This is a genomic window from Pseudomonas sp. NPDC089569, from assembly GCF_050280625.1.
Lineage (GTDB): Bacteria > Pseudomonadota > Gammaproteobacteria > Pseudomonadales > Pseudomonadaceae > Aquipseudomonas.
Genome location: NZ_JBNNVQ010000007.1, coordinates 51,921 through 71,172 on the forward strand (window position 1 = coordinate 51,921; position 19,252 = coordinate 71,172).

Consider the following 19,252-nt stretch of genomic DNA (forward strand, 5'->3'; position numbering starts at 1 on the left):
GCGCTAATACAGGCGGCAGTCTTTTAAACGAACAAAACGCTGATGGCGGTGCTACCGCCATCAGCAAAATCCATCATATCGATGGGGTGTTGCTTATTACTGGATGGCCAGGCAGAGGTATTTGATTTCCAGATAGTCCTCGATGCCGTATTTGGAGCCTTCGCGGCCTAGTCCAGAAGCTTTGACGCCTCCGAACGGGGCAAGCTCGTTCGAGATCAGGCCGGTGTTGACCCCGACCATGCCGTATTCCAAAGCTTCAGCCACGCGGAAAACGCGGCTCATGTCTTTGGCGTAGAAGTAGGAGGCGAGGCCGAACTCCGTGTCGTTGGAGAGTTCAATGACCTCTGCCTCATCCTTGAAACGAAACACAGGTGCCAACGGGCCGAAAGTTTCGTCCTTGGAAACCAGAGCGTTTCGAGGAACGTCGATCAGGATGGTCGGTTCGAAGAAGGAACCACCCAAGGTGTGCGGCTTGCCCCCGGCAATGACCCTGGCGCCCTTGCTCACTGCATCCGCGATATGTTCTTCGACTTTGGCAACCGCCTTCGTGTCGATCAGCGGCCCGGTGGTAATACCTTGTTCCAAGCCGTTGCCGATGCTCAGTCGATTTACTGCTGTCTTGAGCTTTTCGACAAAGGCGTCGTACACACCGTCCTGAACATACAGGCGATTAGCGCAGACGCAGGTCTGGCCATTGTTGCGGTACTTGGAAATCAATGCGCCTTCGACCGCTGCATCTAGATCGGCATCATCAAAGACGATGAAGGGGGCATTGCCGCCCAGCTCCAAAGATACTTTCTTGATGTCCTTGGCGCATTCGGCCATCAGTTGGCGACCGATATCGGTAGAACCGGTGAAGCTGAGTTTGCGAACAATCGGATTGCTGGTCAGTTCGCCGCCGACGTCTCCGGCGCTGCCTGTCACGACGCTGAACACGCCCTTTGGAATACCCGCACGTTCTGCAAGCTCAGCGAGCGCCAAGGCGGAGTAGGGAGTCTGTGAGGCTGGTTTGAGCACCATGGTGCAACCGGCGGCCAATGCAGGCCCGGCCTTGCGAGTAATCATGGCGCATGGGAAATTCCAGGGAGTGATGGCCGCTGTGACGCCAATCGGCTGCTTGATAACCAGCAGTCGTTTGTCAGGCTGATGCCCAGGGATGACATCGCCGTAGACGCGCTTGGCTTCTTCGGCGAACCATTCGAAGAAGGCGGCAGCGTAGACGATTTCACCTTTGGACTCCGTCAGGGGCTTGCCCTGTTCAATCGTCATCAAGCGTGCGAGGTCGTCCTGGTTTTCAAGCATCAACTCATACCACCGGCGCAACTTGCTCGCGCGCTCTTTGGCGGTCAATGCACGCCATGCAGGAAGTGCCTTGTCAGCTGCCTCAATTGCGCGCCGAGTTTCAGCTGCGCCCATTTTCGGCACAGTGCCGATGATTTCATTGGTGGCCGGGTTGTTGACCTTGAGCGTTTGGCCGCTATCGGCGTCCAGCCAAACACCGTCTATGTAGGCCTGTTGGCGGAACAGCGAAGTGTCTTTAAGTTGCATGGGAGCTCCTGTGCATTTCAGGATGGTGCGAAAGCTGCACCGCATTGCGGTGCAGGGTTGCGGTGTTGGTTTCTTTAAACTTTTGAGCTGCGGCTTCGGAGCTCGGTGTTCAAGATTTGGTCGTTCTCGGAGTAGTCCACCGGACAATCAATGAGGTGTACGCCCGGCGTACTCAGGCAGCGTTCCAGCAAGGGCAGGAAGCTTTCTGTGCTTTCGACTCGGTGGCCGTTGGCACCGTAGGATTGTGCGTACTGGACGAAGTCAGGGTTGCCGTAGTCCAGGCCGTAGTCAGTGAATCCCATGTTGGCCTGCTTCCAGCGAATCATCCCGTAACCGTCATCGCGCAAGATCACGATGGTCAGGTTCATCTTCAGGCGCACGGCAGTTTCCAGTTCCTGGCTGTTCATCATGAAGCCGCCGTCGCCGCATACCGAAAGAACTGGCCGGTCAGGGTGAACGAGGTGAGCTGCCATTGCAGAGGGCAGGCCTGCGCCCATGGTGGCCAGAGCGTTGTCCAGAAGAACTGTGTTAGGCATGTGTGCCTTATAGTTCCGTGCGAACCAAATCTTGTAGATACCGTTATCCAGCGCGACGATCCCGTTTGAAGGCATCGCTTTACGCACGTCTGCAACCAGGCGCTGCGGATAGACCGGGAATCGCGCGTCGTCACTCCCTTCGACAACTTGCGCCTCGTTGGCTTCGCGGATGGTCATCAGGCGAGTGAAATCCCAGTGCGAGGTATCGCTCAGAGCCTCACCGATCTGCCAGACAGCGTTGGCGATATCACCAATCACTTCGATCTGCGGGAAGTACACCGAGTCAACTTCGGCTGAGCGGAAGTTCACGTGGATTACCTCAGTCCCGCCGCGAACCATAAAAAATGGTGGTTTCTCGATGACGTCGTGGCCGATGTTCACGATCAAGTCTGCCGCTTCCACCGCGCGGTGAACAAAGTCACCAGACGACAGTGCAGCGTTGCCCAGAAAGCGAGGATGGCGCTCGTCGACGACGCCTTTGCCCATCTGAGTGGTGACAAATGGGATGCCGGTCTTGTCGATCAACTGCTTCAGAACCTTGGCGGTCATCTTGCGATTGGCGCCGGCGCCAATCACCAGGATTGGACTGCGGGCGTTCTGCAATTTCTTGACTGCTGCCTCAATAGACTTGTGTTCAGCCAGCGGTCGACGTGACACGCTACGCGGGATTGGCAGGCTATCGGTTTGCTCGGCGGCGATGTCCTCCGGCAGCTCCAGATGCACGGCTCCGGGCTTTTCCTCCTCGGCCAGTCGGAAGGCCTCACGCACGCGCGATGGAATATTGTCCGCCGAAGCAAGCTGGTGGGTGTACTTGGTTAGCGGCTGCATCATGCCAACCACGTCCAGGATCTGGAACCTGCCCTGTTTGGATTTCTTGATGGGCTTCTGACCGGTGATCATCAGCATCGGCATCCCGCCGAGGTAAGCGTAGGCTCCTGCAGTAACCAGATTGGTTGCACCCGGGCCAAGGGTAGAAAGGCTAACCCCCGTTTTACCTGTGAGACGACCATAGGTCGCGGCCATGAAGCCTGCTGATTGTTCATGGCGAGTCAGCACCAGCTTGATATGCGATTTTCGCAGGGATTCGAGCAGGTCGAGATTCTCCTCACCAGGAATGCCGAACACATACTCGACACCCTCATTTTCCAGGCATTGCACAACTAGATCGGCGGCCTTGGTCATCTTGCTTGTTACCTCAAACGGTTTGGTGACGCGCAACCCTTCGCTTCGACCGATTTGCAATCTCGGCGAAGGGTGTGAATCGTCGGTTATCAGAAATTGCTTGGTGAAATTGAGTTCGTCATCAATGCTTCCAGCACGATTTCACAAGCGGCGCCCCAATGAGCGTTCGCTTGTAAGTGGTTGAGCATTTCGAGTCCATCGGCTGTGTAGGTGCCCGGCGTGGCAATTGCCTGTCCTAGGGTTTTGAGATCAATTGCTGGATGGTGCCGAGCGGTGGCGATGCAGTCCTGCATGTTGCCCAGCACAAGACCACGCGCACTGTCTGAAGGCAGCCCTTTTTCCACTAGCCATTGCTGCAGGTCATACAGAAAAAAGTAGAACCAGCCGTTCATGCAGGCGGCAACGGTGGCAAGCTCAAAGTCCGGTTCATCCTGGAAAACCACGATTTTTCCAAGGGCGAGGAGTAACTGTTCGCAAGTACTATCAGGTGGGCAGATCACCACCGTTGATTGGTTGAATTGCGCCGCACCAGAAAGCATTGCGCGAATACAGCGGGCAGTCGGGAAGTGGCGTTGTAGTGCGTCGAGACTGACGCCGGCAGCGAGTGAAACGATCGTCTTTCCTGCCGGGATGACCAACTCGGCTGCCAGCCCCGGTAAGTCGCCGGGGCGCACACCGATGATCAACCAGTCCGCACTGTCCACTACCTTCTGGTTGTTGGCCATGACTTGGCAGTCGCAATCAGCAGCCAGTTGCGCCGCGCGTTCGTGATTGCGCGGGGATAGAAGGATGCTTTTGTCGAACCCGCTACGTCGCAAACCACGAACGGTTTTTTCTGTTATGTCGCCAACACCCAGTATTCCAAGGTTCTGCATGAGTACCTCCTTTCGCTGCCGCCTTTTCAGGAAATGGCGACTCGATGGCTGGCAAGTCATTTTCACTTGTATACGAGGCTCGTGATGGACATGACTTGCGATCATTCAACTATCTCACCCGCACATTGCTCAGCCATATAACGGGGGGGACAAGTCATAGGACGTTCTGAGTGAGTTGCTTCAACGGGCCGCTGACTCAGAGCCTCGATTTCGGGATTGGGCAGTGAGAAATGGAAGCTTGAAGGGGCGTTGTGGGTGTTGAGGGGAAAACCTGCTGTCAATCGTCCGTATCGTTATAGGCGCAAGAGAGCAGTGCATACCAGAATCGGCGCACAGTTGTGAGAGCCGAAAAACATGAAAATAAAAGAGACCCCTGCTGACGATAATGGCTGTGGCTGGTTCCATCTCAGCCCGCCCCGAATTGCTCGTGTTGCTCGCCAAGGACACGTCCGCGCACGGTGGGGAGTCGTCGGCGCAGGGCTTACCGGACTTGCAGTGGCACGCCAGCTGGCGCTGAACTTTCCTGACGATGAGATCGTTTTGTTAGAGGCTCAGGAAGTGGGTTTTGGCGCGTCAGGTCGCAATTCGGGGTTTGCCATCGACTTACCCCATGACATCGGTGCGCCGGATTACATTGGTGATCCTGCGACCGCGAAAATGAATTTGAAGCTAAATCTCTTCGCTCAGAACATCATCACTTCTCTGGTCGCCAAGCATGGCTTCGATTGCCAGATAAAACTCGCCGGCAAATACCAGGCGGCAATAGAAGAGAAAGGTCTGCGAGTACTTGAGGCTTACAAGAGCGGTCTGGATAAACTCGACCAGCCTTATGAAATCATTGAGTCTGAGGAACTTCCCTCACACTTGGGAACTTCCTTCTACCGGAGGGCGCTGTTTACTCCTGGGACGATGCTGATCCAGCCCGCTAGTCTGGTTAAGGGTTTGGCCGAGAGCCTGCCGACCAACGTATCTCTGTTTGAAAATTGCGCGGTCACTGCTGTCGACTACGACAATCCGATTGTGTTGACTCACGCAAACGGCACCGTCGCTGTCGACAAACTTATCCTCAGCAATAACGCCTTTGCTACACAGTTTGGCTTCCTCAAAGGGCGCCTGCTGCCCGTCTTCACCTATGCCAGCATTACTCGACCGCTCAGCGCAGAGGAGCAAGCCAGGCTAGGTGGAAAACCCGTCTGGGGTGTGATCCCTGCTGACCCATTTGGGAGCACGCTGCGGCGTACTCCAGATCAGCGCTTGCTGGTGCGCAACAGCTTCAGCTTCAATCCGAACGGCAAGATCGACGCGAGTCTGCTCGCGCGTGCTGAGGCTACTCAACGCCGCTCATTCGAAAACCGTTTTCCCATGTTGCCGGGTGTGAAGTTCGACTACACCTGGGGCGGTGCCATGTGCATGACTCGCAACCACTCTGGTCACTTCGGAGAGCTAGGTCGCAACGTCTATGGCGCACTGGGTTGCAATGGTTTGGGCATAACTCGCGGTACTGGAGCGGGAACGCTTTTGGCCGACTGGTTGGCGGGTAAGCGACATGAGCTTATCGACTTCTTGCTCGCCGGCGATGGGCCGAACCGAAATCCGCCGGAGCCATTTCTATCCCTTGGCGTAAACGCCAACCTGCGCTGGGGACAACATCGCGCGGGACTGGAGAGTTAGGGCTGAGGCTGGCGTTCTTAAGTCGAGCTGTAAACCGCGTCTGAAACATACCAGGCAACTATGAAGAGGAAACAACCAATGTCTGTTAAACCTACCGTGATCTCAAATGCCGAACGCTCTTCAATGGGTGAATCCGCACCTGCAAAACTGCCAATCGGTGATGTGATCGCTCATTCTCGACTCGGCCAGGATGTCACACTGGAAGAGTCTTCCTCTTCGGTAGGTGTCTGGGAATGCTCTCCAGGCGTATTCCGTCGTCACATTATGAATCGCGAGTTCAGTCACGTCATTGCGGGTTGGTGCATCTTCACGCCAGATGGAGGAGAGCCGGTCGAGCTTCGTGCAGGGGATGCCGTGTTCTTCCCGGCCAACTGCGAAGGCGTCTGGGATATCCGCGAAACGTTCCGTAAGACCTATGTCATTTTCTGAGGTGAATGCCATGGTTTCTCGAATTGATTCATCTCACCGATCTAGCAAGCTGGTGATCGCTGGCAACCGGGTCGAGACATCAGGCTTAGTGGCCAACGATGTCACACAGGACATCTCTGGCCAAACTCGTGATGTGCTTTCCCAGCTTGACGAACTGTTAGGCAAGGCTGGTGTCGGGCGGGAAGGGCTGATGCGCGTGCAGATTTGGCTCGCCGACATGAAGCATTTTGACGCTATGAATGAAGTGTATGACGCCTGGGTGGGAGCCAAGCTACAACCTGCTCGCGCCTGCGTGGGCGCGCAGCTCGCGACCTCTGATTACCTCATCGAGATTCAGGCTTCGGCGCACCGCTGAGCATGACGCGAGGACACAGGCCGGCTCCATCATCTCTGGTGAGCTGGCTGTGTATCGACCGCGCTCCAGGTTGGAGGTCATACCCTCTCAGCCCTTTCTGTACCCTGCTTCAGCCAAATGCATAAAGGCCGACAGGGTTGAACTTATTGTGTTTTAAAGACTTTTCGCAGGAGTGATCAAATGATTGCCCGTCTCCACGCTGAACCTCCGCTCGCCAAGGCGTATCGAGCGTTTCTGACGCAGTTGCGCGCTGCCGGTTTTAGCGGAGAAATCACTCCGGATCAGGCAACCCGAACGGTGCTTGCCACCGACAACTCCATTTATCAGCGGATGCCTCAGGCGGCAGTGTTTCCCCGGAATACTGCAGATGTTTCATGCCTTGCCACGCTAATTGCTAAAGAAGAATTCCGAGAGGTTGTGCTGACGCCTCGCGGAGGTGGAACAGGAACCAACGGCCAATCACTGACTGAAGGGATTGTTGTCGATCTCTCCCGACATCTGACACAGATCCTGGAAATCAATCCTGAAGAACGCTGGGTACGTGTGCAAGGCGGGGTGGTCAAGGATCAGCTCAACGCTGCGCTGAAACCTTACGGTTTGTTCTTCGCCCCAGAGCTCTCGACCTCCAACCGGGCAACTATTGGCGGGATGATCAATACCGACGCAAGTGGGCAGGGCAGCTGCACGTATGGGAAGACTCGTGACCATGTGCTAGAGCTGAAAACCGTGCTGCTCGGGGGGGATCTGTTGAGCAGTTTCGCCGTTGAGGAGCGCGCGCTGGAGTTCGAGATTGCGGGCTCTGGCCGCAGCGCGAATGTGCTCCGCTGTGCTCGCGATATTATCGATAGCAAGGCCGATCTCATTGCCCAAAAGTTTCCCAAACTCAACCGTTGTCTGACGGGCTACGACCTGGCGCACCTACGTGAGCCTGATGGTCGATTTAATCTCAACAGCGTGCTGTGCGGCTCTGAAGGCACGCTCGGTTTCGTGGTCGAGGCCAAGCTAAATGTTCTTCCGATTCCAAAGCATACCGTGTTGGTCAATGTGCGCTACGCAAGCTTCATGGATGCTTTGCGTGATGCTAAGGCGCTGATGGCGCTCAAGCCGCTGTCCATTGAGACGGTTGATTCGAAAGTGCTGCTTCTGGCGATGCGTGACATCGTCTGGCATGGCGTGGCCGAGTACTTCCCTGAAGACAGTGATGCGCCGACTTTGGGCATCAATATGATCGAGTTCAGTGGTGACGATTTGCCGGAGCTGGAGTCCCGAGTGCATGATTTTGTGGAGCATTTGTGCACGGAAACTTCGGTACGACGCTTAGGGCACACCCTGGCCATCGGGGAGGCGGCGGTCAAGCGTGTCTACATGATGCGTAAACGGGCGGTCGGCTTGTTGGGTAATGTCGAAGGCCAGGCGAGACCTCAACCCTTCGTTGAAGACACTGCAGTACCTCCAGAGAATCTGGCGGATTTTATCGTTGAGTTTCGTGAGCTGCTCGATGGCCATGGATTACAGTACGGAATGTTTGGGCATGTGGATGCCGGCGTGCTTCATGTTCGTCCGCTACTCGACATGAAGGATCCGGCACAGGCTGCGTTGATTCGTCCGGTCTCCGATGCTGTAGCCGCATTGACCCACAAATACGGTGGCCTCTTGTGGGGAGAGCATGGCAAGGGGCTGCGTTCGGAATATGCACCTGCTTTTTTTGGAGAGTTGTATTCCGAGCTACAGGCGCTTAAGGCAGCGTTCGATCCGTACAACCAATTGAACCCCGGTAAGATCGCGACACCGGCAGGTGTGATTAATGCGAGGTTAACCGGCGTTGATGAGGTCACTCTTCGGGGCGACCTGGATCGGGTCATAGATGAACGTGTGTGGGAAAGTTATGACACCGCTGTTCAGTGCAACGGCAATGGGGCTTGCTACAACTTCGATCCAAATGATGCCATGTGCCCGTCGTGGAAAGTGACTCGTGACCGAACTCAGTCACCAAAGGGACGTGCTTCGCTGATTCGCGAATGGCTCCGTCAGCAAGGGCAGGCTGGAGTTGATGTACTGGCTCAGAGTGTCGCGATACGCCAGGGAGCGAGCCTGTTCGCGCCTCTGGCGCGACTGCGTAATTCGGTCGCGAGATCTTTTGGTGAACATGATTTTTCCCACGAAGTGTATGACGCCATGGCCGGTTGTCTGGCCTGTAAGTCCTGCGCCGGTCAGTGCCCAGTCAAGGTGAATGTACCGGAGTTTCGTTCACGTTTTCTGGAGCTTTATCACAGCCGGTATGGGCGACCTCTGAAGGACTATCTGATCGGCTCCCTTGAGTTCAGCATCCCTTTGCTTGCGCGATTCCCTCGCCTGTATAACGGCCTGATGGGGTTTGCCCCAGTAAAGTTGTTCCTGGAGCGGGTCGCCGGGATGGTCGATAGTCCGCGTATCAGTTCCCTGAATTTCAAGGCTGCCTGCAAACGCTGGAAGGTGAAGTTGGCGACCCCGCAGATTCTTGAGGGGTTGTCACAAGCAGAGCGGGAGGGGAGCGTGATTTTCGTGCAGGATGCGTTCACCCGGTACTTCGAGACCTCTGTTGCCATGGACTGGATCGAACTGGTCTCGCGTCTTGGTTACCAGGTTTATCTCGCTCCGTACGCCCCGAATGGTAAGCCATTGCAAGTTCAAGGTTTCCTTGGTGCCTTTGAGAAGGCTGCTCGGCGCAATGGGGGGACTCTAAAAGACCTGGCAGCTTCAGGTATACCGTTGGTAGGGCTGGATCCTGCGATGACACTCGTCTATCGGCAGGAATACTCAAAAGTACTGGGTGGCGGGGCGCCTCAAGTGCATCTCATCCAGGAGTGGATGTGCAACATCTTGCCTGAGACGGAAATTGATATACCGCCAATGGTTGATTACAGCTTGTTGGCTCACTGCACCGAAAAAACCAATGCCCCAGCGAGCATCAACCAGTGGCAGCAAGTATTTGAGCGATTCGGACTGAAGCTCTCTGTGCTAACGACAGGGTGCTGTGGTATGTCCGGTACCTATGGGCACGAGACCAGGAATGTTGACTCATCTCGGAAAATTTATGAGCAGTCGTGGGGCCCATTGATCGACAAGCATGGGGCTGATGGCAATCTGCTTGCGGACGGCTACTCCTGCCGAAGCCAAGTTAAACGCATGGATGGAAAAACAGTTCTGCATCCACTCCAAGCGTTGTTAACTCATGTTCGAGGTGCCGCCGGCAAGTAGCCGGCGGTTAGAGCGGCCTTTAGCCGCGACGCGAGGCCCACCAGCAGATCAGTGAACCCGTTGTCACCATCACCGCACCCTGCCAGAAGCTCAACTGCAGGGTGGTGCTGAGAAGCAATGAGCTCAGAAAAGCGGACAGAACAGGAGAGGTGTATGAGATGGCTGCCAGCATCATGAGGTTGCCGGTTCGCAGCGCTCTGTTCCAAGCAGCGTAACCGAGAGCGATGACGACTGCGGTAGCGATCAATAATCCCACACTTGCCAGTCCGGGTTCGGGTAAGGTCTCTTCACTGAACGCGTATTTGATCCAAAGGACGATGCTCGCGAACGCGAAAAAAGGTACCGTTCCATCCTCCGAGTGCACCATCTTCTTCGACAGGCAGCAGTAAAAAGCCCATAGAAATGCACACGATAATCCGAGTCCGTAACTGAGCGGATTCTGAGTTGCATTCAACAGAATACTGTCGACCGTCAATCCTTGGCCACCACTGAGAATCCAACTCACACCCGACAAGGAAATTGCCATCCCTGGGATCAGTAAAAGGCTTGCACGCTGTAATCCCATCACTGCTGCCAAGGCAACTGTCAGGCAGGGCCACATGTGATTAAGGATGGCGACTTCGATAGCTTGTGAGCGGTTCTGGGCGAATGCTAAGGCGAAGAACAGCGCGATTTCGTACGTCACGAACAGCGATCCCACGACAACCAGGTATCGCAGAGGAAAGCGCTTCATCGATGGCCACCCCAACAGCAGCGACAGAGCTATGGTGGCTATCGTATACATCAGGGCCGCGCCGCCGGTCGGGCCATATGTCTCGCTGAGCAGGCGCATTAGCGAGGTCATGGTGCTCCATAGCAGGATCGCACTTACGCCCAGAAGGTTGCCTTTGGCTTGATGTGAAGTGGCTTTTGTCATTGTCTGTCTAGTGTGAGGCTAAGGGCGGCGGGAACTGCTGGTTTCTAAGCGCAGTGTTAGCATCGCCCTGCGATTGTGGGGCGGAAGAATCAATATCTGTAGCTGGGCGGATGATTCTTGCGAGGTCAACTGCCGCTCGATGTTGCGGCAGTTGAATCCTGGGGCAGGCACTTAGTGACCGAAGTTGATGAGCTTCTCCACATCATGACGGCGCTTGCGGAATGAGCACGGCGTTTCACCGAACTGTTTGCGGAACCAGAGGATGAAGTGAGATGCGTCCGAGAACCCTGTCTGATAAGCAATTTGAGTGACATGCATCTCGGTGTTCATCAGCAGTTTGCGCGCATGCTCCAGACGCAGTTTTCGCCAATACTGTGCAGGCGATTCATTGGTACTGGACATGAAGGCTCGATGAAGCTGGCGTTCATTGGTGCCAACACTTTCTGCAACTTCTTTAAGGGATGTAGGGGAGTCCATGAATTTGCGCATATAGCCAATGGCGCGTTCGACCATGGCATTTTTGTATACGTGCAGCTCAGTCACGCCAGTTTTTTCATCGTTGGCTTGGCGCTGGATTTCTTCATCGTTGACCAGCAAGTACTCCAGCCCTTTTTGTGCCCGTATCGAGCCGCAATGCCGGCTGATGATGTTCGCAGCCAAATCAATGGCTGTCCCACCCGGACAAGTGATGATGCCGTCATCGTCGACAAAGCTCTTGTCCACCAACACTTCTGCATCAGGGTAGCGCTGCATGAACTCTTCACGGATCGTGAAGTGGATCGCGCAGCGGCGACCATCCAGCAGACCTGCTTTGCCCAGAACGAATGAGCCTGAGCACAAGGCAATGAGCGGAATTTTCGCAGCATGAATACGACGCAGCATTTCCAGCAGCCATTCGGGTGGATCACGCGTCTCGCTCAGCAGTCCGCCCGCCAGTACGACGTAGTCGTAGCTTTCTATGTCCGTCAGAGATTTGGTCGGATGGATGGGCATTCCGCAGCTTGCAGTGATGGGCAGATCGTTGCAGGTCATCCAGTCCCACTTGCAGTAGATCTGCTGGCTGCGAAATGACTTGTCAGCAGCGAAACGCAAGGAGTCCACGAGTCCGGCCACTGGAACAAGGGTGAACTGGTTCATGAGGATGAAGCCAACGCGCAGGTCGGGCTTCACAACCGGGGCCTCAGGGTCTTGACCGCCAGGCTCATAGACACTGGAAATTTTCATTATTGTTTTCCTCACTGGCCTCACACACCGGAAGGTGAGTGGGGGGCTGCGCTCTTTCTAGAAGAGTGGGCCGTTGCGCACACAGCACCCTCTATGAGCGAAAGCTTATGCTCACTCTGCTGTCTTAAATATAACAGCGCTATCAGAAAATATAATATTTAGGTCGGATCTGTAAAATTTCGGACACCAGGTAGTTTCCTGCTACAGCTGGCAGCCTTTTTTCCCATATTTCTTCATAACGGCAGGAGGCTAATAGCATCTGTCCGTAACCTGATAGTGGTAGATCCCCCCGTTCGGCAACATGTGTCCCATCGATCAATTTCACTGTGGGTGAACACACATGTATCGTGGATTTTGGTATGCGCAAGCTCTGGATCAAGACTGCCATCTTGCACCTTCGCTGAAGGGTAATGAGCAGGCTGACGTTTGCATCATCGGCGGTGGTTTTCTCGGTTTGTGGTCGTCGATCCGTCTGAAGATGGCTCACCCCGAATGGCGCATTGTGATCATAGAGCGTGATCGTTGTGGCTCCGGTGCAAGTGGGCGTAATGGCGGCATCGCGACCAACTGGTGGGCAAAATACCTTTCTGTGATGAGCATCTGTGGTGAGAAAGAAGCTCGTCGCATCTGTGAGGCTGCAGAATCTGCAATCGACGAGATTGGTTCCTTCTGTGCAGAACATGGCATCGACGCTCAATACCGAAAAGATGGTTGGATCTGGACGGCCAGCAACCAGCGTCAAGTCGACTCCTGGAAGGTGTTGACTGAAAGTCTCGCAAAACACGGCGTGAACCCATTCAGCCCACTCACTCGTGAAGAGGTTCGTCGCCGCACGGGCTCTGCGCGCATGATGGGCGGGATCTTCGACCCTAACGCCGCAACCGTGCAGCCTGCGATGTTGGCTCGTGGCTTGCGCCGTGTTGCATTGAAGCTCGGCGTTGTGATTTACGAGAAGTCGCCCCTGACCACTCTGGAACGGTCGGAGAAACCTATCGTTCATACCGAACACGGAAGTGTTCAGGCGAATAAAGTTGTCGTGGCAATGAATGCTTGGGGAGCCCAGTTCCCTGAGCTGCGTCGAATGATCGCCGTCATGTCGAGTGACATGGTTGCGACCGCGCCGGTCAAAGAGCGTCTTGATCAAATCGGCTTCAGTGGCGGCGAGTGCATCACAGACTCACGCACGGTGCTGAACTACTACCGCAATACACCCGATGGCCGAATCGTATTCGGCAAGCCGCTGGGTAAATTTGCATTCGCTGGCAAGATCGGTGACCTCTATGAGCGCCCAACACCGGCGGTGGATAAAGTCACTGAAGAAATGCGCAGCTTCTACCCGCAACTCAGTGATGTTCCGATCGTCAGCAGTTGGACAGGGCCTATCGACCGCGCAATGAAAGGCTTGCCGAACTTCGGTCAGCTCGGCGGGCATCCAAACATTGTCTTTGGCATCGGTTTCTCTGGTAACGGCGTTGGTACGACGGTGTTCGCCAGCCGGATCATCAAATCTCTGGTGGAAAACGCCAACGATGAGTGGTCGAACTGCGGCCTGGTGAATCAGAAGATGAAGCTGTTCCCAATCGAACCCTTCCGCTTCATCGGTGCACACCTTGTACGTGACGCGCTTGTACGAAAGGAGTCGCTGGAGGATCGAAATCTGGATGCCAGCGCCCTGACCTCCAAACTCGCATCGCTGGCGCCTGCTGGCTACGTTCCCGCTCAGAAAAAATAGGATTGTCTTTCATGAAGCATCGCATCGTATTCCTCGATGACGAAGGCATCGGGCCAGATATCGTCTTGCCAGAAATGCCCTTTGATCACAGCTGGGTGAGCTATCGCTATACCCAACCCGATCAGGTGGTTGAACGCCTGCGCGGTGCTACCGTAGCGCTGACCTGCAGCGTCGCATTTCGCGAAGAGCATCTCGCTCAACTGCCTGATCTGCAGATGATCTCCCTTGCACTGACCGGTACTGACATCGTTGATATGGAGTATTGCAAGGCGCGAGGAATCAAAGTCACCAACGTCCCAGGCTATGCCACTAATACTGTGGCGGAGCATTCGCTGGCGATGATGTTCGAGCTTTTTCGCAAGGTCTCCAGCTACAACCGCTTGATGCAACAGGTTCAGCGCGGTGAAACCGAACCTCGCAACATCTATTTCGACTTCCCGATCAGGGATCTTTGTGGCCGAGTGCTAGGTATCGTTGGGCATGGTTCCATCGGTAAGCGCGTAGCGGAACTCGGACGCGCAATTGGCATGAAGGTGTTCTTCTACGATCGTGATGGTCGCTACGTCGGGCCGGAATTCACGTCTATGGAAAAGCTGCTGCAGGTCAGTGATGTGCTGATGATCACCTGTCCGTTGACCGAAGAAACTCGAGATCTAGTTGGTGCTGCGGAATTGGCCCAGATGAAGAGGGATGCGATCCTCATCAACACAGGGCGCGGTGGCATTGTCAACGAGGGGGCCCTGATAGAAGTGATGCTGGCTGGGCGCATAGGCGGAGCTGCGTTAGATGTTCTGGTGGATGAGCCAGTGCAGCCGGACAATCCCATTATGCAATTGATCGGAATGCACAACTTCATCCTCACTCCTCATGTTGCTTGGAGCAGCAAAGACGCGATGCAGTACTTGATCAGTCGTAGCGTTGAGAACATCAACGAGTTTGTGTTTTCACGCGCAGATGCTCGTTTGTCCAGCACTGCTGATTAATCTGGCCTGTTGGGATCGAGCTTTCAAGTATCAACGGTTCCTGCTTAGTGCTGCTCACATACCCTGTGTGCGGCACTTTTTTTTGAGAGCATTAGGGCACGAAATGCGGATTATCACGTCGAGCGAAATAAATTCTGTGATGGGCTGGGACGCGGTGTTGGAAGCACTGTACGCTGCCCATCTTGGGCCTCGACCGACTGGGGACAGTTTTTTTCTGGGTGATGCCAATTATGGCTTGTTAAGCAGAGGTGTCATTCTTCCTGGCTTCGGTGCAGGACTGAAGATTGCCTCTATGTGCGCGGCCAACAGCCATGCGCAACCACCGCGCCCGGTTGAGGATGCCGCGTTTGTTGTAATTGATGAATCAACCAAGGCTATTAAGGCGGTGTTGGATGGCCCTGCGATAACCCGCTGGAAGACTGCTGCAGACTCCATCGTTGCAGCGAGAAAACTCAGTCGTAAGGACAGTAGTGTCTTGCTCGTTTTAGGGGCAGGCCCAGTGTCCAAATCCTTGGTCGATGCCTATCTGCATATCCGCCCAACCATCAGCAAAGTGCTGTTGTGGAATCGCACGCCTTCGAAACTGAACGAGACTTGCCAGGAGCTTCGCGGGAGAGGAGTGAAAGTCGAGATCGTCGAAGATCTGTCTGCTGCAGTTAGTGAGGCGGACATCATCAGCGCGGCCACCAGTTCGACGATACCTTTGATCGAGGGTAGGGATGTTAAACCTGGTACCCATGTCGACCTCGTAGGCGGCTATCGCGAGGATATGCAGGAAGCGGATATCGATCTGATTAGCAAGTCGAGGATCTTTGTGGATGACCGTTCGACATCGTATGTGTCTGGCGATATCCATATCCCCCTAGCCCTCGGTGCGATCAGTGAAGCACAGATCGAGGGTGACCTGTACGACCTTTGCCAAGACGAAGGATTCAGCCGCGCACCAGGCGATATCACCGTTTACAAAAATGCAGGCGGTGCGCACTTCGACCTGGTGATTAGTCAGTTCGTGATCAGCCAATTGGCGTAGAGCAGGATCGATTGCACTCGTTGAAAATCCCTTCGTTCTGCCAGAAAGCGTCTGTACTCAATCTATCAGTCATCAAGCCACTTCAGCTTTGAATGCCGGCTTGTACAGGTGCGCATCAACTACAACGAAGAGGAATAACCGAAGCTGTCAGATTCTGCCGGTAATCGTCCTTTTCCTTATAGCTGCGGATTTTCAGCCGGAACAGAATCAACTCACGCCTCGAAGAGTCGACCGCCATGAAACTCCGAAAATAGAGCATTCAATGCTTGTTGGGTAGGGGTGTTGTCGCTGGCGGATGTGCATCTAAATAAGCATCTTAGAAGAGCATGAGAAGGGTGACCGCAAATGAAAATAACAAAAAATGTCTCCGCCCAGATGGATATCAAAGGGCTCGTAATGAAACGCTTGGTCGCTAGCATGCCGCTGCTGCTTGGCCTAGCAGCCATCACTCCGGCTGCTCATGCGGCTGACTGCGGCGCTGTGACAATTGCCAGTATGAACTGGGCATCAGCAGAGCTCCTTGCCGAGGTCGATAAATTCATTCTGCAGAACGGCTACGGTTGCGATGCGAGCATCGTGCTTGGCGACACGGTTCCGACATTGACTTCCATGGCCGAGAAAGGCAAACCAGACGTGGCACCTGAGTCCTGGACAAGCTTGCGACCACCAATCACACAGAAGAACATCGCCGAAGGTAAATTGCTCATTGCGAGCAAATCCTTCGCTGATGGTGGGGTGCAGGGCATTTACATCCCCAAGTTCATTGTTGATCAACACCCTGACATCAAAACCATCGCCGATGCCTTTAAGCATCCTGAGCTCTTTCCTGATCCTGAAGATCCGTCGAAAGGCGCCTGGTCTGCCGGACAGCAAGGGTGGGGCGGCACCATCATCGCTAGCCAGTACTACAAAGCGTACAAGGGCAAAGAAGCGGGCTTCAATCTCGTTGATACCGGGTCTGCGGCAGGGCACGACGGCTCGCTCATTCACGCTTATGAGCGCAAGAAAGGGTGGATCGGCTACTACTGGGATCCGACCTCTCTGCTGGGTAAATACCAGATGGTTCGTCTTCCATCCGGGGTTCCTTACGATGACGCTGAGTGGAACCGTTGCAACAAGGTCGAGAAGTGCCCGGATCCCAAACCTAATGAATGGCCTGCTGACGAAGTCAATACGATCGTGACCAAGTCGTTCTCCGACCGCGCTGGATCGGCCTATAAATATCTGACAGTACGCTCTTGGCCAAACGCAGACGTCAGTCAGATGCTGGCCTGGATGGCAGATAACCAAGCGACCGGTGCAGATGGTGCAAAGCAGTTCTTGAAAAAGCATCCAGATGTCTGGGCGAAGTGGGTCGAGCCTGAGGCGGCTGAGAAGATCAAGTCAGCGTTGTAATTCGATTTGAGGCGCGGCGTCTCTGGACGCCGAGTCCTCCCAGGTAGAAAACAAAAATGAACCTGGCATTTAGGAAAAGGTGAGCACATGAGCTGGTTTCAAGATTTTCCTCAAATGGACGAAGACGCCCTACGCGGGCTCAAACAAGTTGTAGACGAGGGATTTCGAACATTCACCCGTAGCTACGGTGAGGGCATCGAAGGGTTCTTCTCACCACTGCAGAAGTTTCTCCTCATTTCCGAGAAATTCATGACGCAGACGCCCTGGCCAATCATCGTCGTGATGATTCTTGCCATCGCATGGGCGGGAAGTCGGAGCGTCAAGATCGTATTGGGTGCACTCGTGGCGCTGATGGCCATCGGGTACTTTGGTATGTGGGACGACTCAATGCGTACCATATCGATGATTTTCGTCTGCACGTTGCTGTCCATCGCGATTGGTTTACCAATCGGCATTGTGATGGCTCGTTCTGATCGACTTCAAAGGCTCATCAATCCAATTCTGGATGTCATGCAGACGTTGCCGAGCTTCGTATATCTGATCCCCGTCGTCATGTTGCTGGGCATCGGCAGGGTGCCTGGACTCATCGCGGTGGTGATCTACGCGATTCCACCCATGATCCGCATGACCAACCTTGGCATCCGTCTCGTAGACAAGGATGTGCTCGAAGCCGCCGACGCTTTCGGCTCTTCCAGTTGGCAAAAGCTCAAAAATGTTCAATTGCCATTGGCATTGCCAACCATCATGGCCGGTATCAACCAGACGATCATGATGGCGTTGGCCATGGTGGTTATTGCCTCGATGATCGGGGTGCAGGGCCTTGGCCAACCGGTACTCAAGGCCATCGCCAACCAATACTTCACACTTGGCATTTTCAACGGCCTTGCGATTGTCGGTATCGCCGTCATCTTTGATCGGGTCAGCCAGGCATACGGGCAAAGACTTCAGAAGCACCTGGAGGTGGTACATGGCTGACCAACAATTTGACGGCATCAAGATCCGTAGTCTCTACAAGATCTTCGGCCCGCAAGCGGCTACTCATGTCGATGCAGTGAAGAACGGCATGTCGAAGATGGAGCTGATGGAGCGTTATGGTCACGTGCTTGGCCTGAAAGACATCAATCTGGAAATGCCGGCGGGCTGCATCCAGGTCATCATGGGCTTGTCTGGATCGGGTAAGTCCACCCTGATTCGACACATCAACCGTTTGATCGACCCTACCGCAGGTGAGGTTTTGGTGAATGGCGTCGATGTGGTGAAGATGAGCCAGGCTGAGCTGCGTGAGTTCCGCCGACAACAGACCGCAATGGTTTTTCAGAAGTTCGCGCTTCTTCCCCATCGCAACGTCATTGAGAACACCGTGTACGGGCTTGATATTCAGAACATGTCCCGCGCTAAAAGCACTGACATTGCTATGCGCTGGATCGAGCGAGTGGGACTCAAAGGCTTCGAAAAGAAGTATCCGAATCAACTTTCGGGCGGTATGCAGCAGCGGGTTGGCCTGGCTCGCGCGCTGGCTAATGATGCGCCTGTGCTTTTGATGGACGAAGCCTACTCTGCGCTTGACCCTCTGATTCGCACTGACATGCAGACCGTGCTTTTGGATCTGCAAAAAGAGATCAAGAAAACCATCGTCTTCATCACGCACGATCTTGATGAGGCTCTGCGGCTTGGGGATCAAATTGCCATTTTGCGAGATGGACAGGTCATCCAGCAGGGGACAAGCCAGGATATCGTATTGCGTCCTGCTGATGCCTACATCGCTAACTTCGTGAAAGAGGTTAACAGAGGACGTGTGCTTAACGTCGAAGCCGTAATGCAACCGCTGCGGGCTGGTGCACCGTTAAATGGGCCCACAATCTTCGCCGGTACTACTGTCGAAGAGGCTGTACGGTCTTTGGCATTGGCGCCGGATGGGGATGTCACCGTAGTTACGACGTCCGGCAAGCCGATTGGCATTGTCACGTTCCGACGCCTCGCAGAAGCCATGGTGAATGCCCAAGAACTACCAGAGAGTCGAGAGCAGGTTCTAGCAGCAGTAGCGCACTGACCGATTCGGCGTCTGTGGGGCCGTGGTTGAACCAATGCATCCGTTTGACCACGGTATTGCTGCAAGCACTACTTCGATTCCTCGCTCCG

15 protein-coding genes are annotated in these 19,252 nt (G+C 54.6%); 10 read left to right on the plus strand and 5 right to left on the minus strand.

Going from position 1 to position 19,252, the window contains the following annotated elements; genetic code table 11:
• Positions 1–96: 96 nt before the first annotated feature.
• The 3 genes from gabD to ACQKP2_RS05425 form a co-directional block, all read right to left on the minus strand.
• On the minus strand, positions 97–1,548 hold the full coding sequence (gene gabD / locus ACQKP2_RS05415; RefSeq protein ID WP_427574982.1) for an NADP-dependent succinate-semialdehyde dehydrogenase: 1,452 nt from the start codon (positions 1,546–1,548) through the stop codon (positions 97–99).
• Positions 1,549–1,622: 74 nt separating this feature from the next.
• On the minus strand, positions 1,623–3,266 hold the full coding sequence (locus ACQKP2_RS05420; protein ID WP_427574984.1) for an acetolactate synthase large subunit: 1,644 nt from the start codon (positions 3,264–3,266) through the stop codon (positions 1,623–1,625).
• A gap of 89 nt (positions 3,267–3,355) precedes the next feature.
• Positions 3,356–4,141 carry a pyrroline-5-carboxylate reductase family protein gene (locus ACQKP2_RS05425; protein ID WP_427574986.1) on the minus strand — a complete coding sequence of 262 codons (786 nt, stop codon included), beginning with the start codon at positions 4,139–4,141 and terminating at the stop codon, positions 3,356–3,358.
• A 354-nt stretch (positions 4,142–4,495) separates the two neighbouring features.
• Between ACQKP2_RS05425 and ACQKP2_RS05430 the strand changes: the two genes are divergently transcribed.
• From ACQKP2_RS05430 to ydiJ, 4 genes are all read left to right on the plus strand, one after another.
• Positions 4,496–5,812, plus strand: a complete 1,317-nt coding sequence (locus tag ACQKP2_RS05430; protein WP_427574987.1) for an NAD(P)/FAD-dependent oxidoreductase — start codon at positions 4,496–4,498, stop codon at positions 5,810–5,812.
• 78 nt (positions 5,813–5,890) lie between these two features.
• Positions 5,891–6,241, plus strand: coding sequence for a cupin domain-containing protein (locus ACQKP2_RS05435; RefSeq protein WP_427574988.1), 351 nt, complete (start codon positions 5,891–5,893; stop codon positions 6,239–6,241).
• Between the two features lie 10 nt (positions 6,242–6,251).
• A complete protein-coding gene (locus ACQKP2_RS05440) occupies positions 6,252–6,596 on the plus strand; it encodes a RidA family protein (RefSeq protein ID WP_427574990.1) in 345 nt (114 codons plus the stop codon).
• Between the two features lie 180 nt (positions 6,597–6,776).
• A complete protein-coding gene (gene ydiJ, locus ACQKP2_RS05445) occupies positions 6,777–9,833 on the plus strand; it encodes a D-2-hydroxyglutarate dehydrogenase YdiJ (protein ID WP_427574992.1) in 3,057 nt (1,018 codons plus the stop codon).
• Positions 9,834–9,852: 19 nt separating this feature from the next.
• On the opposite strand, the gene yddG is transcribed toward ydiJ, so the two are convergent.
• Positions 9,853–10,749 carry an aromatic amino acid DMT transporter YddG gene (gene yddG / locus ACQKP2_RS05450; protein WP_427574994.1) on the minus strand — a complete coding sequence of 299 codons (897 nt, stop codon included), beginning with the start codon at positions 10,747–10,749 and terminating at the stop codon, positions 9,853–9,855.
• 171 nt (positions 10,750–10,920) lie between these two features.
• On the minus strand, positions 10,921–11,973 hold the full coding sequence (locus tag ACQKP2_RS05455) for a GlxA family transcriptional regulator (protein WP_427574995.1): 1,053 nt from the start codon (positions 11,971–11,973) through the stop codon (positions 10,921–10,923).
• A gap of 340 nt (positions 11,974–12,313) precedes the next feature.
• Here ACQKP2_RS05455 and ACQKP2_RS05460 point away from each other — a divergent pair, with 340 nt between their 5' ends.
• From ACQKP2_RS05460 to ACQKP2_RS05485, 6 genes are all read left to right on the plus strand, one after another.
• A complete protein-coding gene (locus ACQKP2_RS05460) occupies positions 12,314–13,705 on the plus strand; it encodes an NAD(P)/FAD-dependent oxidoreductase (protein WP_427574997.1) in 1,392 nt (463 codons plus the stop codon).
• Between the two features lie 11 nt (positions 13,706–13,716).
• Complete coding sequence (locus ACQKP2_RS05465) at positions 13,717–14,688, plus strand: D-2-hydroxyacid dehydrogenase (RefSeq protein WP_427574998.1); 972 nt, start codon at positions 13,717–13,719, stop codon at positions 14,686–14,688.
• Between the two features lie 103 nt (positions 14,689–14,791).
• The gene (locus ACQKP2_RS05470; RefSeq protein ID WP_427575000.1) at positions 14,792–15,718 is read left to right on the plus strand and encodes an ornithine cyclodeaminase family protein; all 927 of its coding nucleotides are present in this window, start codon (positions 14,792–14,794) and stop codon (positions 15,716–15,718) included.
• 345 nt (positions 15,719–16,063) lie between these two features.
• Positions 16,064–17,113 (plus strand): ABC transporter substrate-binding protein, encoded by a 1,050-nt coding sequence (locus ACQKP2_RS05475; RefSeq protein ID WP_427575002.1) that lies wholly within the window; start codon positions 16,064–16,066, stop codon positions 17,111–17,113.
• An 87-nt stretch (positions 17,114–17,200) separates the two neighbouring features.
• The gene (locus tag ACQKP2_RS05480) at positions 17,201–18,088 is read left to right on the plus strand and encodes an ABC transporter permease (protein WP_427575004.1); all 888 of its coding nucleotides are present in this window, start codon (positions 17,201–17,203) and stop codon (positions 18,086–18,088) included.
• Entirely contained in the window at positions 18,081–19,163 is a 1,083-nt protein-coding gene (locus ACQKP2_RS05485) for a quaternary amine ABC transporter ATP-binding protein (RefSeq protein WP_427575006.1), read from the plus strand. Before ACQKP2_RS05480 ends, ACQKP2_RS05485 begins: the two co-directional genes overlap by 8 nt.
• The last annotated feature ends 89 nt before the right edge of the window (positions 19,164–19,252 follow it).